The sequence below is a fragment of the Kribbella polygonati genome (genome assembly GCF_050320105.1).
Classification (GTDB): Bacteria; Actinomycetota; Actinomycetes; order Propionibacteriales; family Kribbellaceae; genus Kribbella.
Genome location: NZ_CP190129.1, coordinates 7588694 through 7609688, shown reverse-complemented (window position 1 = coordinate 7609688; position 20995 = coordinate 7588694). Strand labels below are relative to the sequence as shown.

22 protein-coding genes are annotated in these 20995 nt (G+C 70.1%); 6 read left to right on the top strand and 16 right to left on the bottom strand.

Annotation, left to right across the window (positions count from 1 at the left end):
• Positions 1 to 211 precede the first annotated feature (211 nt).
• Complete coding sequence (locus tag ACQHIV_RS36510) at positions 212 to 754, bottom strand: rRNA adenine N-6-methyltransferase family protein (RefSeq protein ID WP_427888887.1); 543 nt, start codon at positions 752 to 754, stop codon at positions 212 to 214.
• 61 nt (positions 755 to 815) lie between these two features.
• Entirely contained in the window at positions 816 to 1946 is a 1131-nt protein-coding gene (locus ACQHIV_RS36505; RefSeq protein WP_427888886.1) for a CapA family protein, read from the bottom strand.
• Between the two features lie 101 nt (positions 1947 to 2047).
• Here ACQHIV_RS36505 and map point away from each other — a divergent pair, with 101 nt between their 5' ends.
• The 3 genes from map to ACQHIV_RS36490 all read left to right on the top strand — a co-directional run bounded on the left by map (position 2048) and on the right by ACQHIV_RS36490 (position 4475).
• A complete protein-coding gene (gene map / locus ACQHIV_RS36500) occupies positions 2048 to 2815 on the top strand; it encodes a type I methionyl aminopeptidase (protein WP_427888885.1) in 768 nt (255 codons plus the stop codon).
• 122 nt (positions 2816 to 2937) lie between these two features.
• The gene (locus tag ACQHIV_RS36495; protein ID WP_427888884.1) at positions 2938 to 3240 is read left to right on the top strand and encodes a helix-turn-helix domain-containing protein; all 303 of its coding nucleotides are present in this window, start codon (positions 2938 to 2940) and stop codon (positions 3238 to 3240) included.
• Positions 3237 to 4475, top strand: coding sequence for a type II toxin-antitoxin system HipA family toxin (locus ACQHIV_RS36490; RefSeq protein ID WP_427888883.1), 1239 nt, complete (start codon positions 3237 to 3239; stop codon positions 4473 to 4475). Before ACQHIV_RS36495 ends, ACQHIV_RS36490 begins: the two co-directional genes overlap by 4 nt.
• 8 nt (positions 4476 to 4483) lie before the next feature.
• On the opposite strand, the gene ACQHIV_RS36485 is transcribed toward ACQHIV_RS36490, so the two are convergent.
• The 3 genes from ACQHIV_RS36485 to ACQHIV_RS36475 are packed head-to-tail and all read right to left on the bottom strand — an operon-like array spanning position 4484 to position 6948.
• On the bottom strand, positions 4484 to 5500 hold the full coding sequence (locus ACQHIV_RS36485; protein WP_427888882.1) for an Rv2578c family radical SAM protein: 1017 nt from the start codon (positions 5498 to 5500) through the stop codon (positions 4484 to 4486).
• Between the two features lie 33 nt (positions 5501 to 5533).
• Positions 5534 to 6097, bottom strand: coding sequence for a DinB family protein (locus tag ACQHIV_RS36480; RefSeq protein WP_427888881.1), 564 nt, complete (start codon positions 6095 to 6097; stop codon positions 5534 to 5536).
• A gap of 17 nt (positions 6098 to 6114) precedes the next feature.
• Entirely contained in the window at positions 6115 to 6948 is an 834-nt protein-coding gene (locus ACQHIV_RS36475; RefSeq protein WP_427888880.1) for an SDR family oxidoreductase, read from the bottom strand.
• Positions 6949 to 7020: 72 nt separating this feature from the next.
• Between ACQHIV_RS36475 and ACQHIV_RS36470 the strand changes: the two genes are divergently transcribed.
• Positions 7021 to 7797: a TetR/AcrR family transcriptional regulator gene (locus ACQHIV_RS36470; RefSeq protein ID WP_427888879.1), complete on the top strand. Its 777-nt coding sequence runs from the start codon at positions 7021 to 7023 to the stop codon at positions 7795 to 7797.
• Here ACQHIV_RS36470 and ACQHIV_RS36465 read toward each other — a convergent pair.
• From ACQHIV_RS36465 to ACQHIV_RS36425, 9 genes are all read right to left on the bottom strand, one after another.
• Positions 7783 to 8766, bottom strand: coding sequence for an ArsR/SmtB family transcription factor (locus tag ACQHIV_RS36465; RefSeq protein WP_427888878.1), 984 nt, complete (start codon positions 8764 to 8766; stop codon positions 7783 to 7785). The genes ACQHIV_RS36470 and ACQHIV_RS36465 overlap by 15 nt on opposite strands.
• Before the next feature lie 88 nt (positions 8767 to 8854).
• Entirely contained in the window at positions 8855 to 10405 is a 1551-nt protein-coding gene (guaA, locus tag ACQHIV_RS36460) for a glutamine-hydrolyzing GMP synthase (protein ID WP_427888877.1), read from the bottom strand.
• A gap of 9 nt (positions 10406 to 10414) precedes the next feature.
• Positions 10415 to 10612 (bottom strand): hypothetical protein, encoded by a 198-nt coding sequence (locus ACQHIV_RS36455; protein ID WP_427888876.1) that lies wholly within the window; start codon positions 10610 to 10612, stop codon positions 10415 to 10417.
• Between the two features lie 11 nt (positions 10613 to 10623).
• Complete coding sequence (locus ACQHIV_RS36450) at positions 10624 to 11694, bottom strand: hypothetical protein (RefSeq protein WP_427888875.1); 1071 nt, start codon at positions 11692 to 11694, stop codon at positions 10624 to 10626.
• The gene (gene bioD / locus ACQHIV_RS36445) at positions 11691 to 12347 is read right to left on the bottom strand and encodes a dethiobiotin synthase (protein ID WP_427888874.1); all 657 of its coding nucleotides are present in this window, start codon (positions 12345 to 12347) and stop codon (positions 11691 to 11693) included. The genes ACQHIV_RS36450 and bioD overlap by 4 nt, the downstream gene beginning before the upstream one ends.
• On the bottom strand, positions 12344 to 13465 hold the full coding sequence (locus tag ACQHIV_RS36440) for an 8-amino-7-oxononanoate synthase (protein WP_427888873.1): 1122 nt from the start codon (positions 13463 to 13465) through the stop codon (positions 12344 to 12346). Before ACQHIV_RS36440 ends, bioD begins: the two co-directional genes overlap by 4 nt.
• On the bottom strand, positions 13465 to 14736 hold the full coding sequence (locus tag ACQHIV_RS36435; protein ID WP_427896636.1) for an adenosylmethionine--8-amino-7-oxononanoate transaminase: 1272 nt from the start codon (positions 14734 to 14736) through the stop codon (positions 13465 to 13467). Before ACQHIV_RS36435 ends, ACQHIV_RS36440 begins: the two co-directional genes overlap by 1 nt.
• Positions 14737 to 14865: 129 nt before the next feature.
• Positions 14866 to 15807 carry a zeta toxin family protein gene (locus ACQHIV_RS36430; RefSeq protein WP_427888872.1) on the bottom strand — a complete coding sequence of 314 codons (942 nt, stop codon included), beginning with the start codon at positions 15805 to 15807 and terminating at the stop codon, positions 14866 to 14868.
• Positions 15804 to 16190, bottom strand: coding sequence for a hypothetical protein (locus ACQHIV_RS36425; RefSeq protein WP_427888871.1), 387 nt, complete (start codon positions 16188 to 16190; stop codon positions 15804 to 15806). Before ACQHIV_RS36425 ends, ACQHIV_RS36430 begins: the two co-directional genes overlap by 4 nt.
• A 247-nt stretch (positions 16191 to 16437) precedes the next feature.
• Between ACQHIV_RS36425 and ACQHIV_RS36420 the strand changes: the two genes are divergently transcribed.
• Positions 16438 to 16653, top strand: a complete 216-nt coding sequence (locus ACQHIV_RS36420; protein WP_427888870.1) for a hypothetical protein — start codon at positions 16438 to 16440, stop codon at positions 16651 to 16653.
• A gap of 62 nt (positions 16654 to 16715) precedes the next feature.
• On the opposite strand, the gene ACQHIV_RS36415 is transcribed toward ACQHIV_RS36420, so the two are convergent.
• Positions 16716 to 17987 (bottom strand): tRNA (adenosine(37)-N6)-dimethylallyltransferase, encoded by a 1272-nt coding sequence (locus ACQHIV_RS36415; RefSeq protein WP_427888869.1) that lies wholly within the window; start codon positions 17985 to 17987, stop codon positions 16716 to 16718.
• 146 nt (positions 17988 to 18133) lie between these two features.
• Here ACQHIV_RS36415 and ACQHIV_RS36410 point away from each other — a divergent pair, with 146 nt between their 5' ends.
• The gene (locus ACQHIV_RS36410) at positions 18134 to 19582 is read left to right on the top strand and encodes a S8 family serine peptidase (RefSeq protein WP_427888868.1); all 1449 of its coding nucleotides are present in this window, start codon (positions 18134 to 18136) and stop codon (positions 19580 to 19582) included.
• Positions 19583 to 19746: 164 nt separating this feature from the next.
• On the opposite strand, the gene bioB is transcribed toward ACQHIV_RS36410, so the two are convergent.
• Positions 19747 to 20739: a biotin synthase BioB gene (gene bioB / locus ACQHIV_RS36405; protein WP_427888867.1), complete on the bottom strand. Its 993-nt coding sequence runs from the start codon at positions 20737 to 20739 to the stop codon at positions 19747 to 19749.
• Positions 20740 to 20995: the final 256 nt, after the last annotated feature.

The following is a 20995-nucleotide window of genomic DNA, read 5'->3' as shown; positions in this document are numbered from 1 at the left end:
ACCGGCCGGACGAGCTACGTCGGCCACTAGACCACCGGTGGGGCTTGCTTGCTCACACCCAATCCCGAGCGGAGCGAGGGGCGGGCAACCGCTGGTGCCGGGCGATCGAACCACCGCGCGGACCGGTTGGACGAGCTAGGTCGGCTGCTGGACCGTCCGCGTGGGGTTTGTTCCTACCCCGCCCCCGCGCGAAGCGAGGGGGCGGGGTGTTTCAGCGTTTGCGTAGTAGTAGGACTGAGGAGTCGACGTGGGGTGGTGGGGTGAAGGCTCGGCGGGGTAGGTGCAGGCCGATGGACGGGTTGTAGTGCCGCAGCCACCTGTTGGCTCCGGGAGCTTCGCCGCGGACCCACCTGTTCGCCACCTGCCTCTGCAACACCAGATCGGCCGACACCAGGCGAGAACCCTGTGACAGCAGGCGTTTCAGCAGCAGTGTGGAGATGTTGTACGGCGGGCTCGACACCACCCGGAACGGTCTCGACGGCAACCGGAGATCACCGGCGTCCGCCCGAACCACCGTCACCGGTGCGTCCACGAACCGCCGCCGCAACCTGTCGGCGCGGCCCGGATGGAGTTCGACCGCGATCACGCGGGCGCCGGCACGGACCAGCGGTGCGGTCAGCGCACCGAGACCGGCTCCGACGTCGAGGACGAGTTCGCCGGGGACGATCCCGGCCGCGTCCACAACCCGTTGGGCCCAACGACTATCGAGCGGATGCCATCCCCAGGCACCCCTCGCCTGCCCGGAGGCGGGCACGACGGACCATCACGAAGTACGTAATCATGCCGCCGACCCTAAACGCCGCATCCCCCACAACTCAAAGCATTTTCGGCGCCGCCCCCAACGCCGTCACGGTCTCCGTCGTACGCCGCTCCGCCAGCTCGAGCCGCTTCCGTCGAGCAGTGTCCCGGGCAAGCTCCCGCCGTACGTCGAGCACCCGCACTGGCAGGTCGTCCGTCATCAACAGCGGCGCGTACTCCCCCGCCGTCGACCACCCACTCACACCACGCGTGAACGTGAATCGCGTCAGCAGCCCCTCCGCCTTCCGGCTCTCCGGCTCCCGGTGCGCGGCGACCAGGTTCCCGTGCCCGTACGCGATCCACTTCCCGTCGATCTCCTGCATCGGCTGTACGACGTGCGCATGATGCCCGATCACCAGGTCGATGTTGCTGTCGGCAAGCAGTTGCGGGCCGGTCTCGCGCTGCAGTTCGTCCAGCTTGCTCGAGTACTCGGTCCCCCAGTGACAGCTGACGATCACCAGCTCCGCGCCCTGATCACGCGCCTCCTGCGCCCGCAGCCGGATCGACTTCGTGCTGATCTTCGCGGCCCGCCACGTCTCCCCGTCCGGGTACGGCAACCCGTTGAACCCGAACGTGAAGCTCAGCGACGCGACCTTCACCCCGTGTACGTCGACGATCGTGACCCGCTCTGCCTCGGCCCGCGACCGCGCCGTACCGGCATGCCTCAGTCCGGCCTTGTCGAGCGTGTCGAGCGTCCGGTCGACCCCCGCCGCACCACCGTCGAAGCTGTGGTTGCTGGCGGTCGTGCACAGGTCGTACCCGGTCTGCTTGAGCGCGGTCGCGATCTGCGGCGGTCCTTGGAAGAGCGGGTAGCCGTGGTACGGCCCACCAGGTTTCGCGAGCGGTGTCTCCAGGTGTGCGACGGCGAGATCCGCCTGCTGCACAAGGGGTTTCACGCTGCTCATCAGCGGGGCGAAGTCCCACTGGCCGTCGGCGCCGTCGCGTTTCGCGGTGGTCCAGAGGCGCTCGTGCAGCAGTACGTCGCCGGTCGCGACGACTGTGAGGCGCTGCGGCTCCTTTCCCGGCGAGGGCGTCGTCGGCCGAGGGCTCGCCGTGTCGGCGTACGTGTCCGCCAGACAACCGGTGGTCGCCAGCGCGGCCGCTCCGGCGAGCATTCCCCCGAGTACCGCGCGTCGTCGTACCGCCATCCCCAGCCCCCTTTGTGTTGTGGGTGGAGACGCCGGGTCCGGGTGGTTGGTTGGGACGGAGACCTGATCGTGTCCGACGCGGTGTGGTAGTAAGTGGAACCATGGTCGAGCTGAGGACGCCGGCGGAGATCGAGCAGATGCGCGCGGCCGGGCGAGTGGTCGCGAACGCGTTGCAGAGCGTGAAGAAGCACGCCACGGCCGGCGTCTCGCTGCTCGAGCTCGACGAGGTCGCGCGGGACGTACTGCGGTCCGCCGGGGCGGTGTCGCTGTTCGACGGGTACCAGCCCGGGTTCGCGACGACGCCGTTCAGCGGCGTGATCTGCGCGTCGGTGAACGACGCCGTACTGCATGGTCTGCCCAACGACCTGCGACTGCAGGACGGCGACCTGCTGAACGTGGACTGCGGCGCCTCGGTCGACGGCTGGTGCGCCGACTCGGCGATCAGCTTCTGCGTCGGTACGCCGCGCGCCGCGGACCTGGAGCTGATCGCGACCACCGAGGAGGCGCTGGCGGCCGGGATCGCTGCCGCTGTACCGGGCCACCGGATCGGCGACATCGGCGCCGCGATCGGCCGGGTCGGCCGACGCGCCGGCGTCGGCACCAACCTCGACTTCGGCGGCCACGGCATCGGCCGCCGGATGCACCAGGACCCGCACATCCCGAACGACGGCCGCCCGGGCCGCGGCCTCAAACTCCACGCCGGCCACGTCTTCGCGATCGAACCGTGGTTCTGGTCCGGCCCCGGCTCCGCCTACCGCATCGACCCCGACGGCTGGACCCTCCGCTCCGCCGACCAAACCCGCGGCGCCCACGCCGAACACACCGTAGCCATCACCCCCGAAGGCCCCCGAATCCTCACCCTCCCGTGATCCCGCGGGCCTCCCCCGACCGATCCGCGGGGAATCAAAGCTCATTCAGATAATGACTAGAATGGTCGTCATTATCTTCTATAATGACGATTGGAGTCGTCATTGAATGAGAGGAGTGTCGCATGGTCCGGTCTCCCGTACCAGTGCGAACGCGGCTCGCGGCCGAGCGGATCGGTGCGCACGTGACCGCCTGGCGCAAGTTGCAGAGCCTCACCGCCGCCCAGGTCGCCGATCGGGCAGGTATCTCTCGGGACACTCTGCGCAAACTGGAGCACGGGGAGACCACCGTCGGCCTGGATGTCTTCCTCAACGTCGCACGGGTGCTGGGAACACTGGATCGGGTCGTCGAGGCACTCGACCCGTACGAGAGCGATCTGGGTCGCGCCCGCGCTGACGACGCGCTGCCGAAGCGGGTCCGTCGATGAGCGAGCCCGCCCTTGTCTCCGTCGATCTCGACGGGGACACCGTCAAGGTGGGGACGGCGTACTTCAGCCGGCGTCGGAACATTCTGTCGACGACCTTCCGGTACGACGAGACCTACCTGGCTCGAACGGGCGCCTACGCCATCGACCCCGCGATGCCGCTGACCCAGGGAAGTCACACCATCGCCGGAATGCCAGGCGCCTTGGCCGACTGCTCTCCGGATCGCTGGGGGAAGAACCTGATCGGCAAGCAAGTGCGACTCCGGGCGCTGCGAGAGGGCAGAACGAGCCCGTCCGTGAGCGACGTGGACTATCTGTTGGGGGTGAGCGACCTGACTCGCCAAGGATCCCTCCGATTCCGCACCTCGCCGGCCGGCCCCTACCTTGATCCGGATCTCACGGTTCCCAAGCTCGTAGAGCTTCCCAGGCTGTTGCAGGCGGCCGACGCAGTGGCTCGAGACCCTGACGACCTGTCAGCGGTGAAGGACCTGCTTGACGCGGGCTCCGGCTCGCTGGGCGGCGCCCGGCCGAAAGCGTCCGTTCGCGACGGAGACCGGCTGCTGATCGCCAAGTTCCCGCATCATGGCGACGATTGGGACGTCATCGGCTGGGAGAAGACAGCTCTCGATCTGGCTCACCGTTCCGGCATCGCGGTTCCCACCAGACGGCTTGTCACCGTCGGCGGTCGACCTGTTCTCGTCCTCGAGCGCTTCGATCGGGACCGTGTGGGGCGGGTCGGATACATGAGTGCGATGACGATGGTGCAGGGTAAGGACGGCACGCCGAGCGACTACCTCGAGATTGCCGAGACTCTGACGGAGTACGGCTCGCGGGTTGGCGCCGACCTGCGGCAGCTCTGGCGGCGGGTGGCGTTCTCGATCGCGGTTCACAATACCGACGACCATCTGCGCAATCACGGTTTCCTTCGGGACGGCCGCTCCGGATGGCGGCTGTCCCCGGCCTTCGACGTCAACCCGAATCCGGATGTCGGCAGTCAACGTGTGACGGGCATCGGCGGTGCATACCACCGCGACGACGAGTTGACCGGCCTGATGTCGTACGCCGCCTCGTTCCGGATCGGCACCGACGAAGCACGTCGGATCCTCCAGGAGGTTCTGGACGGGACGGCCGCCTGGAGGGATGTTGCTCGTGGCAACGGTGTCTCCGAAGACGAGCTGCCGCGATTCGAGAACGCACTGGACGGCATGCGCGGGCCGATGCGGAAGGTGGTGGGTTGAGCTCACACTCAGAACAGGGGGTCTTGGGGTGGGGATGGTTTGTGCATGCCGCGGATGGGGTCGGAGCGGTGGGAGGAGCGGCCGCCGAAGCCGTGTTTCGACAGCAGGGGGCGGACCTTGGCGTCGAAGGCGCGTTGGTAGCTGGGTGCTGCGTAGGCGCCGTGGGCATACAGGGACTCGTAGCGGCCGACCAGCGCGGGATGGTCGTACGCGAGCCACTTCATGAACCACTCCTTCACCCCGGGGCGCAGGTGCAGCACCAGCGGGGTGACGCCGGTGGCGCCGGCCTCGGACAGGGAGCCGAGTAGGTGGTCCAGTTGGTCGGTGGAGTCCGTCAGCCAGGGCAGGACGGGCGCGACCATCACACCGCACGGCAGGCCGGCGTCGCGGATCGCGCGGATGAAGTCGAGGCGGCCGCGGACCGACGGTACGCCGGGCTCGAGGCGGCGGCGTAGCACCTCGTCGCCCAGCGCCAGGGAGACCGCGACGCCGACCGGAACGTCCGCGGACGCCGCCGTCAGCAGCGGCAGGTCACGGCGGAGCAGCGTGCCCTTGGTGAGGATGGACAGCGGTGTACCGGAGGAGGCGAGCGCGTCGATGATGCCCGGCATCAGCCGGTACCGGCCCTCGGCGCGCTGGTACGGGTCGGTATTGGTGCCTAGGGCAACCGGTTCGCGGGACCAGGACGGGCGGGCGAGCTCGCGGCGCAGGACCTCGGCGACGTTGGTCTTCACCACGATCTGCCGGTCGAAGTCCTGCCCGGTGTCGAGCTCCAGGTAGGCGTGGGTCGGGCGGGCGAAGCAGTACCGGCAGGCGTGGGTGCAGCCGCGGTACGGGTTCACGGTCCAGTTGAACGGCAGCGCCGAACCGGGGACGGAGTTCAGCGCGGACCGCGCCAGCACCTCATGGAACGTGATCCCCTGGAACTCCGGCGTCGTCACCGACCGCACCAGGCCCGCGATCGCCCCGAGCCCCGGCAACGTCCCCGGGGTCTCGGCGTCGATGCGTTGTCCCGCCCACCTCATGCGCTATAGTCGAACACATGTTCGACATCAGCGTCAATTCACCGCCCGCGCAGCCTCCTCGACGCGCTGCCGGTGCGCCGCCCACCAGGCCGCGTCCCCCTCCGGCAGGTTGGAGTTGTTCGGACTCATCCCGACAGCCCCGTCGAGTTGCTCACGCAGGATGTCCGCATGCCCGGCGTGCCGGTTGGTCTCGGCGATCATGTGCACGAGGATCGCGTGCAGCGTCATGTCCGGCGTCCGCCACCACGGCACGTGCCCCGGTGCGTCCAGCGCCAGCGCGTCGATCGTGGCGTCGGCATGCGCCCACACCCGCCGGTACAACCCGACGATGTCCTCGCGCGTCTCCTCCGGGGTCACCCACGAGTCGGCGTTCGGGTCCGCGTCGTCGTCCCACCAGGACATTTCCTCGGGGAACGGCCGCTCGAACGTCTTCCCGAAGTACCAGGCCTCCACGCTCGACAGGTGCTTGATCATCCCGAGCAGGTTCGTCCCGGTCGGCGTCAGCGGCCGGCGTACGTCGTACTCACTGAGTCCGTCGAGCTTCCAGACCATCGCCTCGCGCGCCTTACGGAGGTATCCGTGCATGAGATCTTTCACGTCCGCGATCATGCCAGTCAGCGGAAGGCATCGGCGTTCGCGCGGGCCCATTCGCCATAGCTCAAAGCAGGCCGCCCCGTCAGTTCGAGCACCGCGGGCTCGGGTTTCATCGGCCACTCGGCCATCATCCGGAAGCCGTCGAGCAGCCACTGAGCGGTTTCCAGGCCGATCGCCGGCGCCAGCGCCGCGAGGTACTCGTCCGGCGTCTGCTCCTCGAAGCGGACCTCCTTGCCGATCGCGGCCGCGATCTGCGCGACCTGCTCCGGCGGGGTGATCCCTTCGGGCCCGCTCATCGTGATCTTCGCGCCGTCGTACCGATCCGAGAGCAGCACCACCCGTGCCACCGCCGCGATGTCCGCGAGGTCGATCGGCGTCTGCACGGCGTTCCCGTACGGCGCCCGCACGACACCCTCGGCCTTGATCGACGGCGCCCAGCCGAGCGTGTTGGTCATGAACTGCCCCGGCCGCAGGAACGTCCAGGTGAACCCGCCCGCCTCGATCGCCCGTTCCAGCCGGTAGTAGTGCCAGCTCGCCGGATCCCCCTGCGCCTCATACTCCGCCGGCTCTCCCGACAGTACGACGACCCGCCGCACGCCGGCGTCCCGCGCGCACCGGACGAAGTCGTCGACGTACGCCGGCAGCGGCGCCAGGTACACCGTGTCGACGCCGGCAAGCGCCGCGGGCAAGGTCCGCGGCCTCCCGAGGTATCCCTCCGCAACCTGCACACCGGAAGGCAGCGCCGCACGCTTCGGGTTCGCGGTCAGCGCCCGCACCGGCGCACCCGCCGCGACCAACTCGTCGACCAGCAACCGCCCCACGCTCCCGGTCGCGCCCGTCACCAGGATCGTCATGTCCGTCTCCTCTCGCACAATGAATTCCCGTAGGGTATACGAGAATTCAACCGAGCGCCTATCGTAGGCCGGGTGAGTGAGCGGCGAAGTGGTGAGGGACAGCCGGACCGGACGCTGGCTCTGCTGTGGCGCAACCACCGTCAGCTGCCCTCGGACCCACAGCAGAAGCGAGGCGCCGGCAGGCGGCCGTCGCTGACCGTCGACGACGTCGTCGAGGCAGGCATCCGGCTCGCCGACGAACAAGGGCTGGCGGCCGCGTCGATGGGCGGGCTGGCGAAGGAGCTCGGCGTCGGCACGATGACGCTCTACACGTACGTACCGTCCAAGGAGGAGCTGCTCGACCTGATGGTCGACCAGGTGCTCGGCGAGCGCCGCCTGCCCGGCCCGGGCGAACCGCGGCCGGCGGACTGGCGAGAGCAGATCGAGATCTACTCCGTCCAGACCCGGGAGATGTTCCAGCGGCACCTGTGGCTGTCGCAGGTCTCCACGATCCGCCCGCCGGTCGGCCCCGGCATGCTCGCGGGACGGGAGTACCTGCTGTCGGTGCTGCTCGACCTGGGCCTCACGCCGACCGAGACGAACACGGCCGCGCTCGCGATCACGACGTACGTCGACTCGGCCGCCAGCCTGGAGGCGGAGAGCCTGCTCGTGGAGCAGACGACCGGGCAGACCAATATCGCCTGGTGGTCCGAACGCAACGACCTGTGGGAGACGTACTTCGACGTCGACCGGCACCCGGCGATGACGGCCATCTGGCACGCCGACGGCTACAAGTCCACCGCCGACGACGCCTACCGCTACGGGCTCGTCCGCCTGCTCGACGGCATCGAACCGTCAGCGGGTGCCTGACAACACGTTGGCGCCGACCGGGTTGAGCGTGTGGCGGACCGAACTGCCGACGCGGTGAGTGGTGACCAGTCCGGTGTCGTGCAGGACACGGGCGTGTTCGCTGGCCGACGCCGGCGAGATCCCCGCCCGGGCCGCGAGCTCGCTGGTCGAGCAGGCACCGGCCGAGATCACGGTGAGTACCTTCGCCCGGGTCTTCCCGATCAGGTCGGCGACCGCGCCCTCGCGGTTCGGGCGGCGTACGACGACCTGGGAGCGGGCCGGGTCGTGCCGCACCGGGTACACCAGGACCGGCGGCAGCGCCGGGTCGAGCAGCATCATCGGGTACTTCCGGCAAAAGAACGACGGCACCAGCCGGAGCCCGCGGCCGTGCAGGCGCAGCTCGCGGTCGACGTGCGGCAGCGCGACCGTCAGCACCGGCGCCGACCAGCTCAGCGACGGGTGCAGCTGCGGGAGCAACGACTCGAACCCGGCATGCGCGACCGTGTCGTTGTGCTTCGCCACGGCCGGCTCGATCGCGGTCGTGATCATCGGCATCTGCGGCGCGATCTTGGTCCGGTGGAACGCCCGCAGCCCGTGCACGATCCGGGTCATCACGTTCGTGTCCCCCGCCGCGAGCCGCCGCGTCCAGCCCGGCAGCCGTACGCCGTCCGACAGCCGCCGAAGCTCGGCCGTGAGCTGGGCCGGTGGGGTCGCGGCGACCGCCGCCAGCCCCGCCTCGAGCCCGTCACCCCCGGCCCGCGGCGTGAGGAAGTCCGGTGAGTACCCGACCGGCGGCGTGAGCGCGAGCAACTCCTGCTCCAGCGCGCTCAACCGCGCGCGGGCCCGCTCCCGCCAGGGACCGAACGTCTCCGGTTCGTCGTCGAGCTGCAGGACATGGAGGCCCAGCAGGACCTCCCACAACGGATCCGGCTGCTGCGCGATCGTCGTCCTGGCCAGATCCGCACATTCGAAATGAACGCGAAACACCACGAGCCCTCCCCCGAGGAAATCGCCCGCGGTGGTTTTACGAGCGACTCCCGTGACGGTAACAGTCGCGGGGGTCACTCGCTGTGATGGATCACTCCCACTCGATGGTGCCCGGCGGCTTGCTGGTGACGTCGAGCGTGACCCGGTTGATCTCGTCGACCTCGTTGGTGATCCGGGTCGAGATGCGCTCGATCACGTCGTACGGCAGCCGTGCCCAGTCGGCCGTCATCGCGTCCTCGCTGGTCACCGGGCGTAGTACGACGGGGTGGCCGTACGTCCGGCCGTCGCCCTGGACGCCGACCGAGCGAACGTCGGCGAGCAGCACCACCGGGAACTGCCAGATGTCGCGGTCCAGCCCGGCCGCGGTCAGCTCGGTGCGGGCGATCAGGTCCGCGGCGCGCAGGATGTCCAGCCGCTCGCGGGTCACCTCGCCGATGATCCGGATCGCCAGGCCGGGGCCCGGGAACGGGTGCCGGTAGACCATCGTCTCGGGCAGGCCGAGGGCCAGCCCGAGCTCGCGGACCTCGTCCTTGAACAGCGTCCGCAGCGGCTCGATCAGGCTGAACTCGAGGTCGTCCGGGAGCCCGCCGACGTTGTGGTGGGACTTGATGTTCGCCGCGCCCGCGCCGCCGCCGGACTCGACCACGTCCGGGTACAGCGTGCCCTGGACCAGGAACTCGATGTGCCGCTCCGCGTCCACCTTCCGCGCGGTCGCCTCGAACGTCCGGATGAACTCGCGGCCGATGATCTTCCGCTTCTGCTCCGGGTCGGTGACGCCGGCCAGCGCGCCCAGGAACTGGTCCTCGGCGTCGATCGCCTCCAGCCGGATCCCGATCGCGGCGGCGAAGTCCTTCTCGATCTGCTCGGACTCACCGGCCCGCTGCAGGCCGTGGTCGACGTACACGCAGGTCAACTGGTCGCCGATCGCCTTGTGCACCAGGGCCGCCGCGACCGCGGAGTCGACGCCGCCGGACAGCGCGCACAGCACCTGCTTGTCGCCGACCTGCTCGCGGATCAGCGCGACCTGCTCCTCGACCACGTTGGTCGTGGTCCAGTCGCCCTTGCAGCCGGCGATCTCGTACAGGAAGTGCTCCAGCACGGTCTGCCCGGCCTGCGAGTGCAGCACCTCCGGGTGCCACTGCACACCGGCGAGCCGGCGGTCCAGGTCCTCGAACGCCGCCACCGGCGCGCCCTCGGATCCGGCCAGTACGGCGAACCCGGCCGGCGGCGCGTGCACCGCGTCACCGTGCGACATCCACACGTTCAGGTCCGCCGGGACGCCCGCGAGCAGCGTCCCCGCCGCGCTCACGGTGACCGGCGTACGCCCGAACTCCCGCAGCCCGGTACGCCGGACCTCGCCGCCGAGCGTCTGCGCCATCGCCTGGAAGCCGTAGCAGATCCCGAACGCCGGCACCCCCGCCTCGAACAGCCCCGCCTCGACCCGCGGCGCCCCCTCGGCGTACACCGACTGCGGCCCACCCGACAGGATGATCGCCTTCGGCCCCTTCGCCAGCATCTCCTCGACCGGCATCGAGTGCGGCACGATCTCGGAGTACACCTTCGCCTCCCGCACCCGCCGCGCGATCAGCTGCGCATACTGCGCCCCGAAGTCAACAACCAGAACCAACTCATGCTCCGCCACGCCCAAAGCCTATCGGTGCAGGTCAGCCGGGCTGTAATCCACCGCATCGGCGCTCACCGGCAACGGTTCGTTGGTCACCTCGAGGCCCGGAAACCGCCGCCGCATCTTCGCCTCGTACCGCGCCGCGGCCGCGTTCTCGCCGATGTACTCGGAGATCCGGTGCGGACCGAACCACAGCCGCACCCGGTGTCGGCAGGTTGTGCTCACGAACGCCGACGCTAGTGGCGCCAGTTGTCACCGGTGTTACCGTCCGTTACAACGAGGAGACGCTTCGGTGCTCGGAATGACAGCAGGTTGATCATCGGTGGGTTTTCGGTCAGGCGGACGCGGGTCAACAGGTCCTGGGCGCATTCGAGGGCGACGCGGGTTTCGAGGCGGGCCAGGGCGGCGCCGAGGCAGCGGTGGAGGCCTAGGCCGAAGGCTTGGTCGGCGGGGCCGTTGTTGGCGGTGAGGGTGAGGAGGAGGGGGGAGTTGGGCGGGAGTTGGAGGTCGCCGAGGGTGGTTGAGGTGGCGGTGACGCGGCGCCAGGTGGGGACGGAGGAGGCGTTGCGGAGGACGTCCTCGACGGCTTCGGGTGGGTCGAGTGGGCGGGTGAGGGCGCGGTGGAAGGCGGTGGAGATGAGTTGGGTGGTGGTCTCCTGGCCGGCGATCAGCAGGAAGTACGCGGTGGCGCAGATCTCCTCGTCGGTGAGGCCGAGACCCGCGAGTACGCCGAACAGATCGGTTCCCCGAGCGGCCGCCGTCCGGTCGCGCAGCCAGGCGTAGAACTCGGCCGCGGTGTGGGCGAGCTCCAGCTGGCGGTCCTCGTCCGGGGTGCCCCAGAAGAGTTCGAGCGAGTCGAGGCTCCAGGCCTTCAGGGAAGGTATGTCGACGTCCTCCAGGCCGAGCAGGTGGAGTATGACGAGGGCGGGCGGCTCGGCCGCGATCGACTGGACGAGGTCGACCTCTTCGCCGGCGGCCAGGCGGGCCGAGGTGGTCGCCACGCGGGAGGTGTTGAGTGCACGCGCGAGCGGTTCGACGGCAGCGACGCGGGCCGGGCTGAAGAAGCGGGCTACCGCGGCGCGGATGGGGCGGTGCGAGGCGCCGGCGTTGTTCGCCAGCGTCGGCGGGAGCGCGAACCCGACGGCCGACAGGACGCGGAGCGCCTTCACGGACAGCGGGGTGTGCGCCAGTACGGCGTTGTCGGGGCGGAACGTCTCCGGATCGAGCAGCACCTCCCGCGCCAGCCCCGGATCGTCGACCACCCAGTACCCGAGCGCCTCGTCGTACCGGGCCGGACAACCGCTCACTCGAACCAGCTCGGCGCCGTGGCGCGGAACTTGTCCCGCGGCCAGGTGCCGACACCGGACGGGATCCGGCCGATCAGCGGTACGCCGGCCGTGGCCGGCAGGTCGTCCACGTTGCAGCGTTCGGCGAGGTCCGGGTCGTCCGGCCAGGACCCGACCACCAGGCCCTCGACCGGCAGCTCGCGGGTCCGCAGCGCCTCGACCGTCAACGCGGTGTGGTTGAGCGTGCCGAGCCCGGCGCGGGTCACCACCACGAACCGGAACGGCGACGTCAGGTGCTCCGCGAGATCCGCCAGGTTGTTGCCGTCGGCATCGAGTCCGACGAGCAGGCCGCCGGCGCCCTCGACCAGCACGGTGTCGTACGTCCGGGCCAGGTCGTCGATCGACGCGGCGTACTCCTCGACCGACGGCAGCACGATCCCGGCCCGGCGCGCGGCCGTGGTCGGCGCGAGCGGCTCCGGCAGCCGGACGCCCTCGTGCAGCGCGGTCACGCCGCTGAGCCGCCCGACCTCCGCGAGGTCGCCCGGTTCGTCCGGCGCGACCCCGGTCTGGGCCGGCTTCACCACCGCGACCGACTCCCCCGCGCACACCGCGAGCGCGGCCGTGACGATCGTCTTGCCGATATCGGTGTCGGTACCGGTGACAAAGGTGATCATGAGCAGTGCCCGATCGCGTCGGCGATCACGGCGCACGCGCGATCGAGGTCCGTTGCTGACAGTCCGGCGTGCGCGGTGAGCCGCACCCGGGAGATCCCGTCCGGGACCGACGGCGGCCGGAAGCTCCCGACCCGTACGCCGTTCTCCAGACACAACTCGGCCGCCCGGACGGCCTCCCGCGGCCCCGGCATCGGCACCGAGACAACCGGACCGGACGCGGGCGGTACGTCGCAGGCGGCCGCCAGCCGCGCCGTCGCGGCGTGGATGGCGGCCGGGCGATCCGGTTCGGCCCGGAGGATCTGGAGCGCGGCGAGCGCGGCGGCGCAGGCGGCCGGGTTCAGGCCGGTGTCGTAGATGAACGGGCGGGAACGGTTGACCAGGTGGTCGCGCAGGACGGCCGGCCCCAGCACCACGCCGCCCTGGGACGCCATCGACTTGGACAAGGTCATGGTCACGACGACGTGGTCGAGGCCGGCGAGACCCAACCCGTGCACCGAGCCGTGGCCCCCTCCCGTGACGCCCAGCCCGTGCGCCTCGTCGACCAGCAGTACGGCGTTGTGCGCCAGCGCGAGCGCGGCGAGTTCGGTCAGCGGGGCCTCGTCGCTGAGCACGCTGAACACCGACTCGGTCAGCACCAGCGCGTGCGGCTCGTTGCGCTCGGCAAGTACTTTCTCGACGGCGTCGACGTCGTTGTGCGGCACCACCTCGACCCGCGACCGCGCGAGCCGGCAGGCGTCCACCAGCGACGCGTGCACGTGCTCGTCCGACACCAGCAGCGTGCCCGGTCCGCCGAGCGCGGTGACGACACCGAGGTTCGCCAGGTACCCGGACGAGAAGGCAAGCGCGGACTCGTGCCCGGCGTACGCCGCCAGCGCGGACTCGAGCTGCTCGTGGAGTTCCGTCGTACCGGTGACCAGGCGGGACGCGGTCGAACCGGTCCCCCAGGTCTCGACCGCGGCAGCCGCCGCCCCGACGACGCGCGGGTCCCGGGCCAGGCCGAGGTAGTCGTTGCCCGCCAGGTCGATCAGGTCCTCGCCCGCGGCCCGCGCCCGCAGCCGCCGGGTCAGCCCGCGCGCCTCCAGCGCGGCGGCCTTCGGAGCGAGCCAGTCGTCGAGCATCAGCCGGCCTCCTCGACCGCGCCGGTGATCGCCGCGGCGATGGTCGCGATCTCGTCGTCGGTGCAGACGTACGGCGGCATCGTGTAGACGAGGTCGCGGAACGGGCGTACCCAGACGCCGCGCCGCAATGCCGCCTCGGTCATCCGGGGGAGGTCGACCGGGCCGCTGAGCTGTACGACGCCCACCGCGCCGATCACGCGGACGTCCTTCACTGCCGGGAGATCCCGCGCTCCGCTCAAGCCCGACGAAAGCCCCGCGGAGATGGAAGCCACCCGAGAAGCCCAGTCCTGGGAGAGCAGGAGGTCGAGGGATGCCAGGGCGACCGCGCATGCTAGGGGGTTGGCCATGAAGGTGGGGCCGTGCATGAGGGCGCCACCTGGTCCGTTCGAGACCGTTTGTGCGACGGTCGGCGTACACAGCATCGCCGCCAGGGTCAGGTAGCCGCCGGTCAGGGCCTTGCCGACGCACAGGATGTCCGGGTCGACGCCGGCGTGCTCCGAGGCGAAGAGGGTGCCGGTCCGGCCGAAGCCGGTCGCGATCTCGTCGAAGATCAGCAGGAAACCGTGCCGGTCGGCGAGTTCGCGGAGTACTTGGAGGCATGCGGGGCTGTACGGGTACATGCCGCCGGCGCCTTGCAGGATGGGTTCGACGATGATGGCGGCGATCTCGTTCGAATGCTTCGCGGCCAGCGCGGACATTGCGTCCGCCCAGGACTGTAGTTCCGGGTCATCCAGTGGGCGGGCGAAGTCGGCTGGGGGTTGGGGGCCGAAGACCTGGTCCTGGAGGGCGCCCGTGAACAGCGAGTGCATGCCGTTGACCGGGTCGCAGACGCTCATCGGCGCGAACGTGTCGCCGTGGTACCCGCCGCGCACCGTCAGCATCCGGGTCCGCCCGGTGTTGCCGCGGGCAACCTGGTACTGCAGCGCGAGCTTCATCGCCACCTCGACCGAGACCGACCCCGAGTCGCAGAAGAACACGTGCCGCAGCGGATCCGGCGTGATCTCCACCAGCCGCTCCGCCAGCCGGATCGCCGGTTCGTGGGTCAGCCCACCGAACATCACATGGCTGAACTCGTCCACCTGCGCCTTCAGCGCCGCATCCAGCACCGGATTCCGGTAGCCGTGGATCATGCACCACCAGGACGCCATCGCGTCGATCGCCTCGACGGTCCCGCCGGCTCCGTCGTCCAGCCGCAGCCGTACCCCGGCAGCCCCGCGCACCATCCGCACCGGCGACGGCGCACTCAGCGACGAGTACGGATGCCAGAGCAACTCCGCGTCCCGCTGCTCCCAAGCACTGCCCGACCGTGACACCGTCCGCCTTCCGTCCTGAGGCCCACCACGGTAATCGCTGGGCGCCGCCGACACAGGCACGGGTGGCCAGGATGTGGGCGACGTCTCCTACGGCAGCGTGCCGGCCGTCGCGATGTGTAACGTCACCGCGTCGGGATGCAGCCGCGGCCGCGCCATCGCGGTCACCGCCTTGCCGCCCTCGACCGACTCGTCCCGGATCCACTGCACCGGCGCCGCCAGCCCGATCCGCGCGACCTGGGAGACGGTCTCCAGGAAGTACCGCGACTCCACGACCGTCCACGGCCGGTCCCGCTCGTACGTGATCGCCTCGGCGGTCCGTACCGGCCGCTCCCACGAGCCACCCGCGGCGCGCTGGTTGCCGTACAGCAGTTGCCCGTCAGGACGCAGTACGGCGACCCGGTCGGCCCAGGTGTTCGCGTCGATCAGCTCGGCGGCCCGTAGTACTCCGGCGTAGCCGTCGTCGTGGGCGCTCGGCGGCACGAGCCGCGCGAAGCCGTAGGCCTCGAGGCCACGCAGGTGCCGCTCGAGGACGCCGAGCCGGCTGAAGACCTCGGTCACCGCGAGCAGCGCGATCTCCACCTGGTAGCCGGCCGCCTTGAACCGCTCCGCCGACGCGGCGAACGCGTCGACGTCGAGGAACTCGGTCTCGACGACGGCGTCGTACCGCTGCTCGATCACGTGCGCCTCGGCCATCGCGTACCAGCGCAGGCCGTCGGCCTCGACGTCCGGGCTCGGGGCCGGCGGCGCGTCGGCGATCGGCTGGTAGAAGTGCGGGTGATACGGCTCGTACGCGCCCGGGTTCAGGACGACCGGCCGGCTCCGGCGGCGCAGGATCGCGGCCACCAACGCGGTGATCGCGGCCTTCCCGTCACCCGGCTGACCGCCGACGAACGCCACCACCGGCTGCTCCTGCGTGGTGCCGGCGAGTTGGTCCGGAACGATCCGCTCGCGGAAGATCTGCTCGCTCTCCGCCGCGTCCAGCACCTCGCGGCCGGCACTCGCCGGCTCGGTCCCCCACGGACTCGTCACGACTGCTCCAGCGTCCCGTCGTCGTCCACGTCTTCTTCGTCGTCGAGGTCTTCGTCTTCGTCGTCGTCTTCGTCGTCGAGGTCGTCATCGTCCTCGTCCTCGACGCTCAGCAGGTCGTCGGCGTCCTTGCGGATCCGCTTGATCGCGCGTGTGTCCTGCGGAGTGAGCTCCTGGCCGCGCGCGGCCCAGTCCTGCTGCTCGGCGCGCCGGGTCGCGACGACCTCGGGATCGGCCTCCAGCTCGGCCTCGGTGATCGGGCGGGCGCAGAAGCCGATCGCCTGCCGGACACCTTCCTGCGCGATCTCGTATGCGATCGCCTCAGGTGCCGACCAACTCGCCTTATCGAGCTGCGGGAGCACGTTCAGGGCGGCGACGTTAACCACGCACGAACGATATCCGACTCCACAGGTCAGCGGTCCGGTGGCCGCACCCCCGTGCGAACAGCAGATGAACCCTTGCCGTGGTTAGCCTTCCAATGCCTTGAACCAACGGGGAACCGAACGACGGGGGACAGCGTCTGCTTGAGGACGTCAGCGACGGGGGCTCGCCGTCGCGACGGACAGACCCCGGGTCTCTGAACACACCGACGACAACGCGCCGCGGTTCGCGGCTTCGACGAGAGGACTCGCCATGGCCTTCGGCAAGAAGAAGGACGACACGCCCAAGAGCAAGAAGGGCGACTCGCAGCAGCACGACAGCAACCAGCGCGAGAGCAACCGGAACCGGCACGAGAAGGGTGCTTCCCGGAAGAACGCCGACCAGGGGCGGTCCACGAACCCCAACACCCGGCGCGGACGCGAGAACGCTGCCGCGAAGAAGGCCGAGAAGAAGGGCAAGGGCAAGTAGTCAGGCCCGCGCCGTCGCGGCCGGGACCACCATCGATTGGTGGGACCCGGCCGTTGTCATGTCTACCGCCGCCCGCGACGCCCGCCACCGGACGCCCCACCCGAGCCGCGTGCCCCGCGGCCCCTGCCGCCGCCGCCACTCTTGCCCGGCGAGCCGCCGGCGCCGCGGTCGGACGACGAGCTGGAACCGCGGCCCGAGTTGCCGCCGGAACGGCGGTCGGACGCGGAGGTGGGGTTGCGGCCCGAGGTGCCGCCAGTCCGCTTGGCCGGGGAACTGCCGCCGGAGCTGCGGCCGGTTGTGCCGGTCGTCGCGCCCGGACCGCTGCCTGGGCGCGGTTTGGAGCGTTGGGGGCTGCGGGGTGGTTCGGGGGCTTCGAGGGTTTTCTTGACCTGGGTGAAGGCGTCGTCGGCGTTGCGGATCGGGCGGACGCCGGTGAGTTTGGGGATGGCGGCGCGTTGCCGGCGGGTGTGGGTCTGGATGCGTTCGACGACGCGGGAGCGGACCTCGGCCCGGTCGGACTCGTCGAGGTTCTCGACGGAGCGGCCGCGGTCCAGCGCGACGTCGAACCATTCGGTGTACCCGTGCGTGTGGACGACCTGGTTCGGCGACTTCTGGGCGAGCCGGCGGTACTGCGCGAGGACGTCGTACCGCTCCTCCAGCCCGAGCACCTCGTCGCGCAGGCCGCGGGCGACCTGGTGGTCGTACGTCGCGGCGACGCGGGCGTCGATGTCCGTGGGCGAGCGGTCGACGGCGAACACCACCTGCCGGGTGGCCGGGGCGACGGCGCGCTCGGGATCGTTGCCCATGGCCCGCGCCAGCGCGTTCACGATCGCGTCGTAGTTGTTCTCGTGGATCTTCCAGGCGGCCTTCGGGTCCAGGCGGGCGAGTACGGCGTACGCGTCCTCGGCCATGCTCCGCGGGAAGTCGCGGCGGATCGCGTTCCGCGCCTCGGCGACCGCATCCACCTCCCAGCCCTCGAGCAGCGAGCGGACGTACACGCTGGTACCGCCGACGATCACCGGCACGCCGCCGGCCGTCCAGCAGTCCGCCATGTGCCGGCGCGCCTCGGTGACGAACGTCTCCAGCTCGAGCTTCCGGACCGGCTCGGTGACGTCGATCATCGTGTGCGGGATGCCGCGCATCTCATCCGGCGTGGTCTTGCTGGTACCGATGTCCATGTACCGGTACACCTGCCGCGAGTCCGCGGACACCACCATCGGCGGCATCCCGAGCTCGTCCCGGATCCGCAGACAGAGATCGACCGACACCGCGGTCTTCCCCGCCGACGTTGGCCCGTACAGGGCGACCAGCAGGCGCGGCACGGCATCGGACATGCCTCAACCCTAGCCTGGGCGGCCCGTCCGATCGCCGTCGACGATCGCGAGCCCTTCTCAAACGACTGTTCTCGACCCTACATTGGGCACCTGCATTTATTACTGGCCCGTAGCATCCCCGAGCCGGCGCCCAGTGAGGAGACAACATGCACGCCCGATCCCTGATCGCCACCGCCACCGCAGGCCTGCTGGCACTGACAGTCGGTACGCCCGTCCACGCGCAGCAGGCCGCGTCCCCGCAAGCACCGATCCAGGCGTTCCTCGGACGCCAACTCGACCGCCTCGGCGCCCTTCCGTTGCAGACCACGACAGTGCTCGTCCACGGAACCGACCTCGCCGCGGCACGGCGCGCGGTGCAGGCCAGTGGCCTGCGGCAGCTGACGTCGTACGACAAGATCGGCGTGGTGGTTGCCGAAGGCACCCGCTCGCAGATCCTCGCCGCGCGCGGCCGGCCGGGCGTCACCTATCTCGAGGGCAACCAGCCGCTGCGGATCAGCCTCTCGACGTCGAACATCGCCACCCGCGGCTCGGAGGCCGTCGCGACCCGGACCGGCGCGGACGGCAAGCCGCTCGACGGTCGCGGCGTGAGCGTCGCCGTGATCGACAGCGGGGTGGACCCGACGCATCCGTTCCTCCAGAACGCGGACGGAACGTCGGCCGTCGTGAAGAACCTCAAGATCGTCTGCGACCCGGTGACCGAGACGCTCTGCGCACCGGTCGACGCGGGCTCGGCCGACACCGACCTGCTGTCGCTCGGCGGTCACGGCACCCATGTCAACGGCATCGTCGCCGGACGACCGGTCACGCTGCCCGACGGAACGAAGATGCACGGCGCCGCGCCAGGCGCGTCACTGGTCGACCTCTCGGTCGGGGCCGCGCTGGTGATCGTCGGCGCCGACGCTGCCCTGAACTGGGTCCTGGAGAACCACGCGCACCCGTGCGGCACCGCCGTACCGGCGAGCAAATGCCCGCCGATCAAGGTCACGAACAACTCCTACGGCCCGTCCGGCGGCGGCGCGTTCGACCCGAACTCGGCCACCGTCAAACTGCAGCGCGCCCTGGCCGCCGAAGGTGTGGTCACGGTCTGGGCCGCCGGCAACGACGGCGGGGACGGCAGTACGTCGCTGACCAACCCGCCCGGCCAGGACCCGACCGGCGGCATCCTGTCGGTGGCGTCGTACAACGACCTGGACACCGGCACCCGCGACGGCAAGATCTCGTCGTACTCGTCCCGCGGCAAGAACGGAACGCTCTCCACGTACCCGGACCTCTCGGCACCGGGTGAGAACATCACCTCGTCCTGCCGCGTCTACCTGCCGATCTGCTCCACCGGCCTGAAACCCGTGGACGGCGGCAATTACAACACCATCAGCGGTACGTCGATGGCGGCGCCGCACATCGCCGGGATCGTCGCCCAACTGTTCCAGGCGAACCCGTCCGCGACTCCGGCACAGGTCGAGACCGCGCTGATCTCGACCGCCCACCGCTACACCGACGGAGCGCCGTACCAGGCGGATCCGCGCGGCGGGAGTACGTCGTACGACAAGGGGCACGGCCTCGTCGACGTCGTCGCGGCGTCAGACGCGGTCAGATAGGGCGCCGTGGACAGAGCAACGGGCTGACCAGCCCATCGGGTGGACCTGGACGATCATCCGGCGGCGGCACTCGGCGCAGTATCTCGGCGGTTCGAGTTCGAGCGCCCGGCGGCAGTCCTCGTGGCTGCCGTCGGTCAGCTCGCGCCCGCAGCGTCCGCAGTACGTCACAGCGACTTCTGGAGTTCCTTCACCGGCATCTTCAGCTCGGCGAGGAGGTCGAGGTCAGCGGTGGCGGGGCGGCCGAGGGTGGTCAGGTAGTTGCCGACGATGACCGCGTTGATGCCGCCGAGCAGGCCGTCGCGGGTGCCCAGGTCGCCGAGGGTCAGCTCGCGGCCGCCGGCGTACCGCAGGACCGTCCGCGGCATCGCCAGCCGGAACGCGGCGATCGTGCGCAGCGCGTCCTTGCCGTCCATCACGTCGAGGTCGCCGAACGGCGTGCCGGGGCGCGGGTTCAGGAAGTTGAGCGGGACCTCGTGCGGGTCGAGCTCGGCGAGCTGCGCGGCCAGTTCGGCGCGCTGCTCGAGGGTCTCGCCCATCCCGACCAGGCCGCCGCAGCACAGCTCCATGCCGGAGTCGCGCACCATCAGGCAGGTCTCCCAGCGCTCCTCGAAGGAGTGGGTGGTGACGACGTCGCCAAAGTACGACCGGGCCGACTCGAGGTTGTGGTTGTACCGGTGCACGCCCCACGACTTCAGCTCGTCGACCTGCGCCTGCGTGAGCATGCCGAGCGAGCAGGCGATGTTGATGTCGACCTCGGCGTTGATCGCGTCGATGCCGGCCTTCACCTGGGACATCAGCCGCTCGTCCGGCCCGCGGACGGCGGCCACGATGCAGAACTCGGTGGCGCCGGTCTTCGCGGTCTCCTTGGCGGCCTCGACCAGCTCCGGGATGTTCAGCCAGACCGCGCGCACCGGCGAGGTGAACTGACCGGACTGCGAGCAGAAGTGGCAGTCCTCGGGGCAGCCGCCGGTCTTCAGCGAGATGATCCCCTCGACCTCGACCTCCTCACCGCACCACTTCACCCGGACGTCGTGCGCGAGCGCGAGCAGTTCGGGCAGCCGGTCGTCCGGCGTCCGGAGCACCTCGACCAGTTGCTCCTGGCGCAGACCGGTGCCCTGCTCCAGAACCTGCGCACGTGCCACGTCCAGGATGTCCATGCTTCTCCTGCCTCATCAGAACGGTCGGGCTCACAGTAAGCGAGAGGAGTACGCCGGTACTGCGGCGGGCGTCACGTGGAACACCTCGGACCGAAGTGCCTCAGCGACCACTCTCCGCACTTCCCGGAAAAGTTTTTGGTTTTTTCTCCGGAACCTCGTAACCCCCCGTAGATGGGCTCGTTGATGTGTGCAGAGGCGGTTACCGCAAGGAAGACCGCCACCCGATTACCAAGAGCGACTGAAGCTGATCATTACA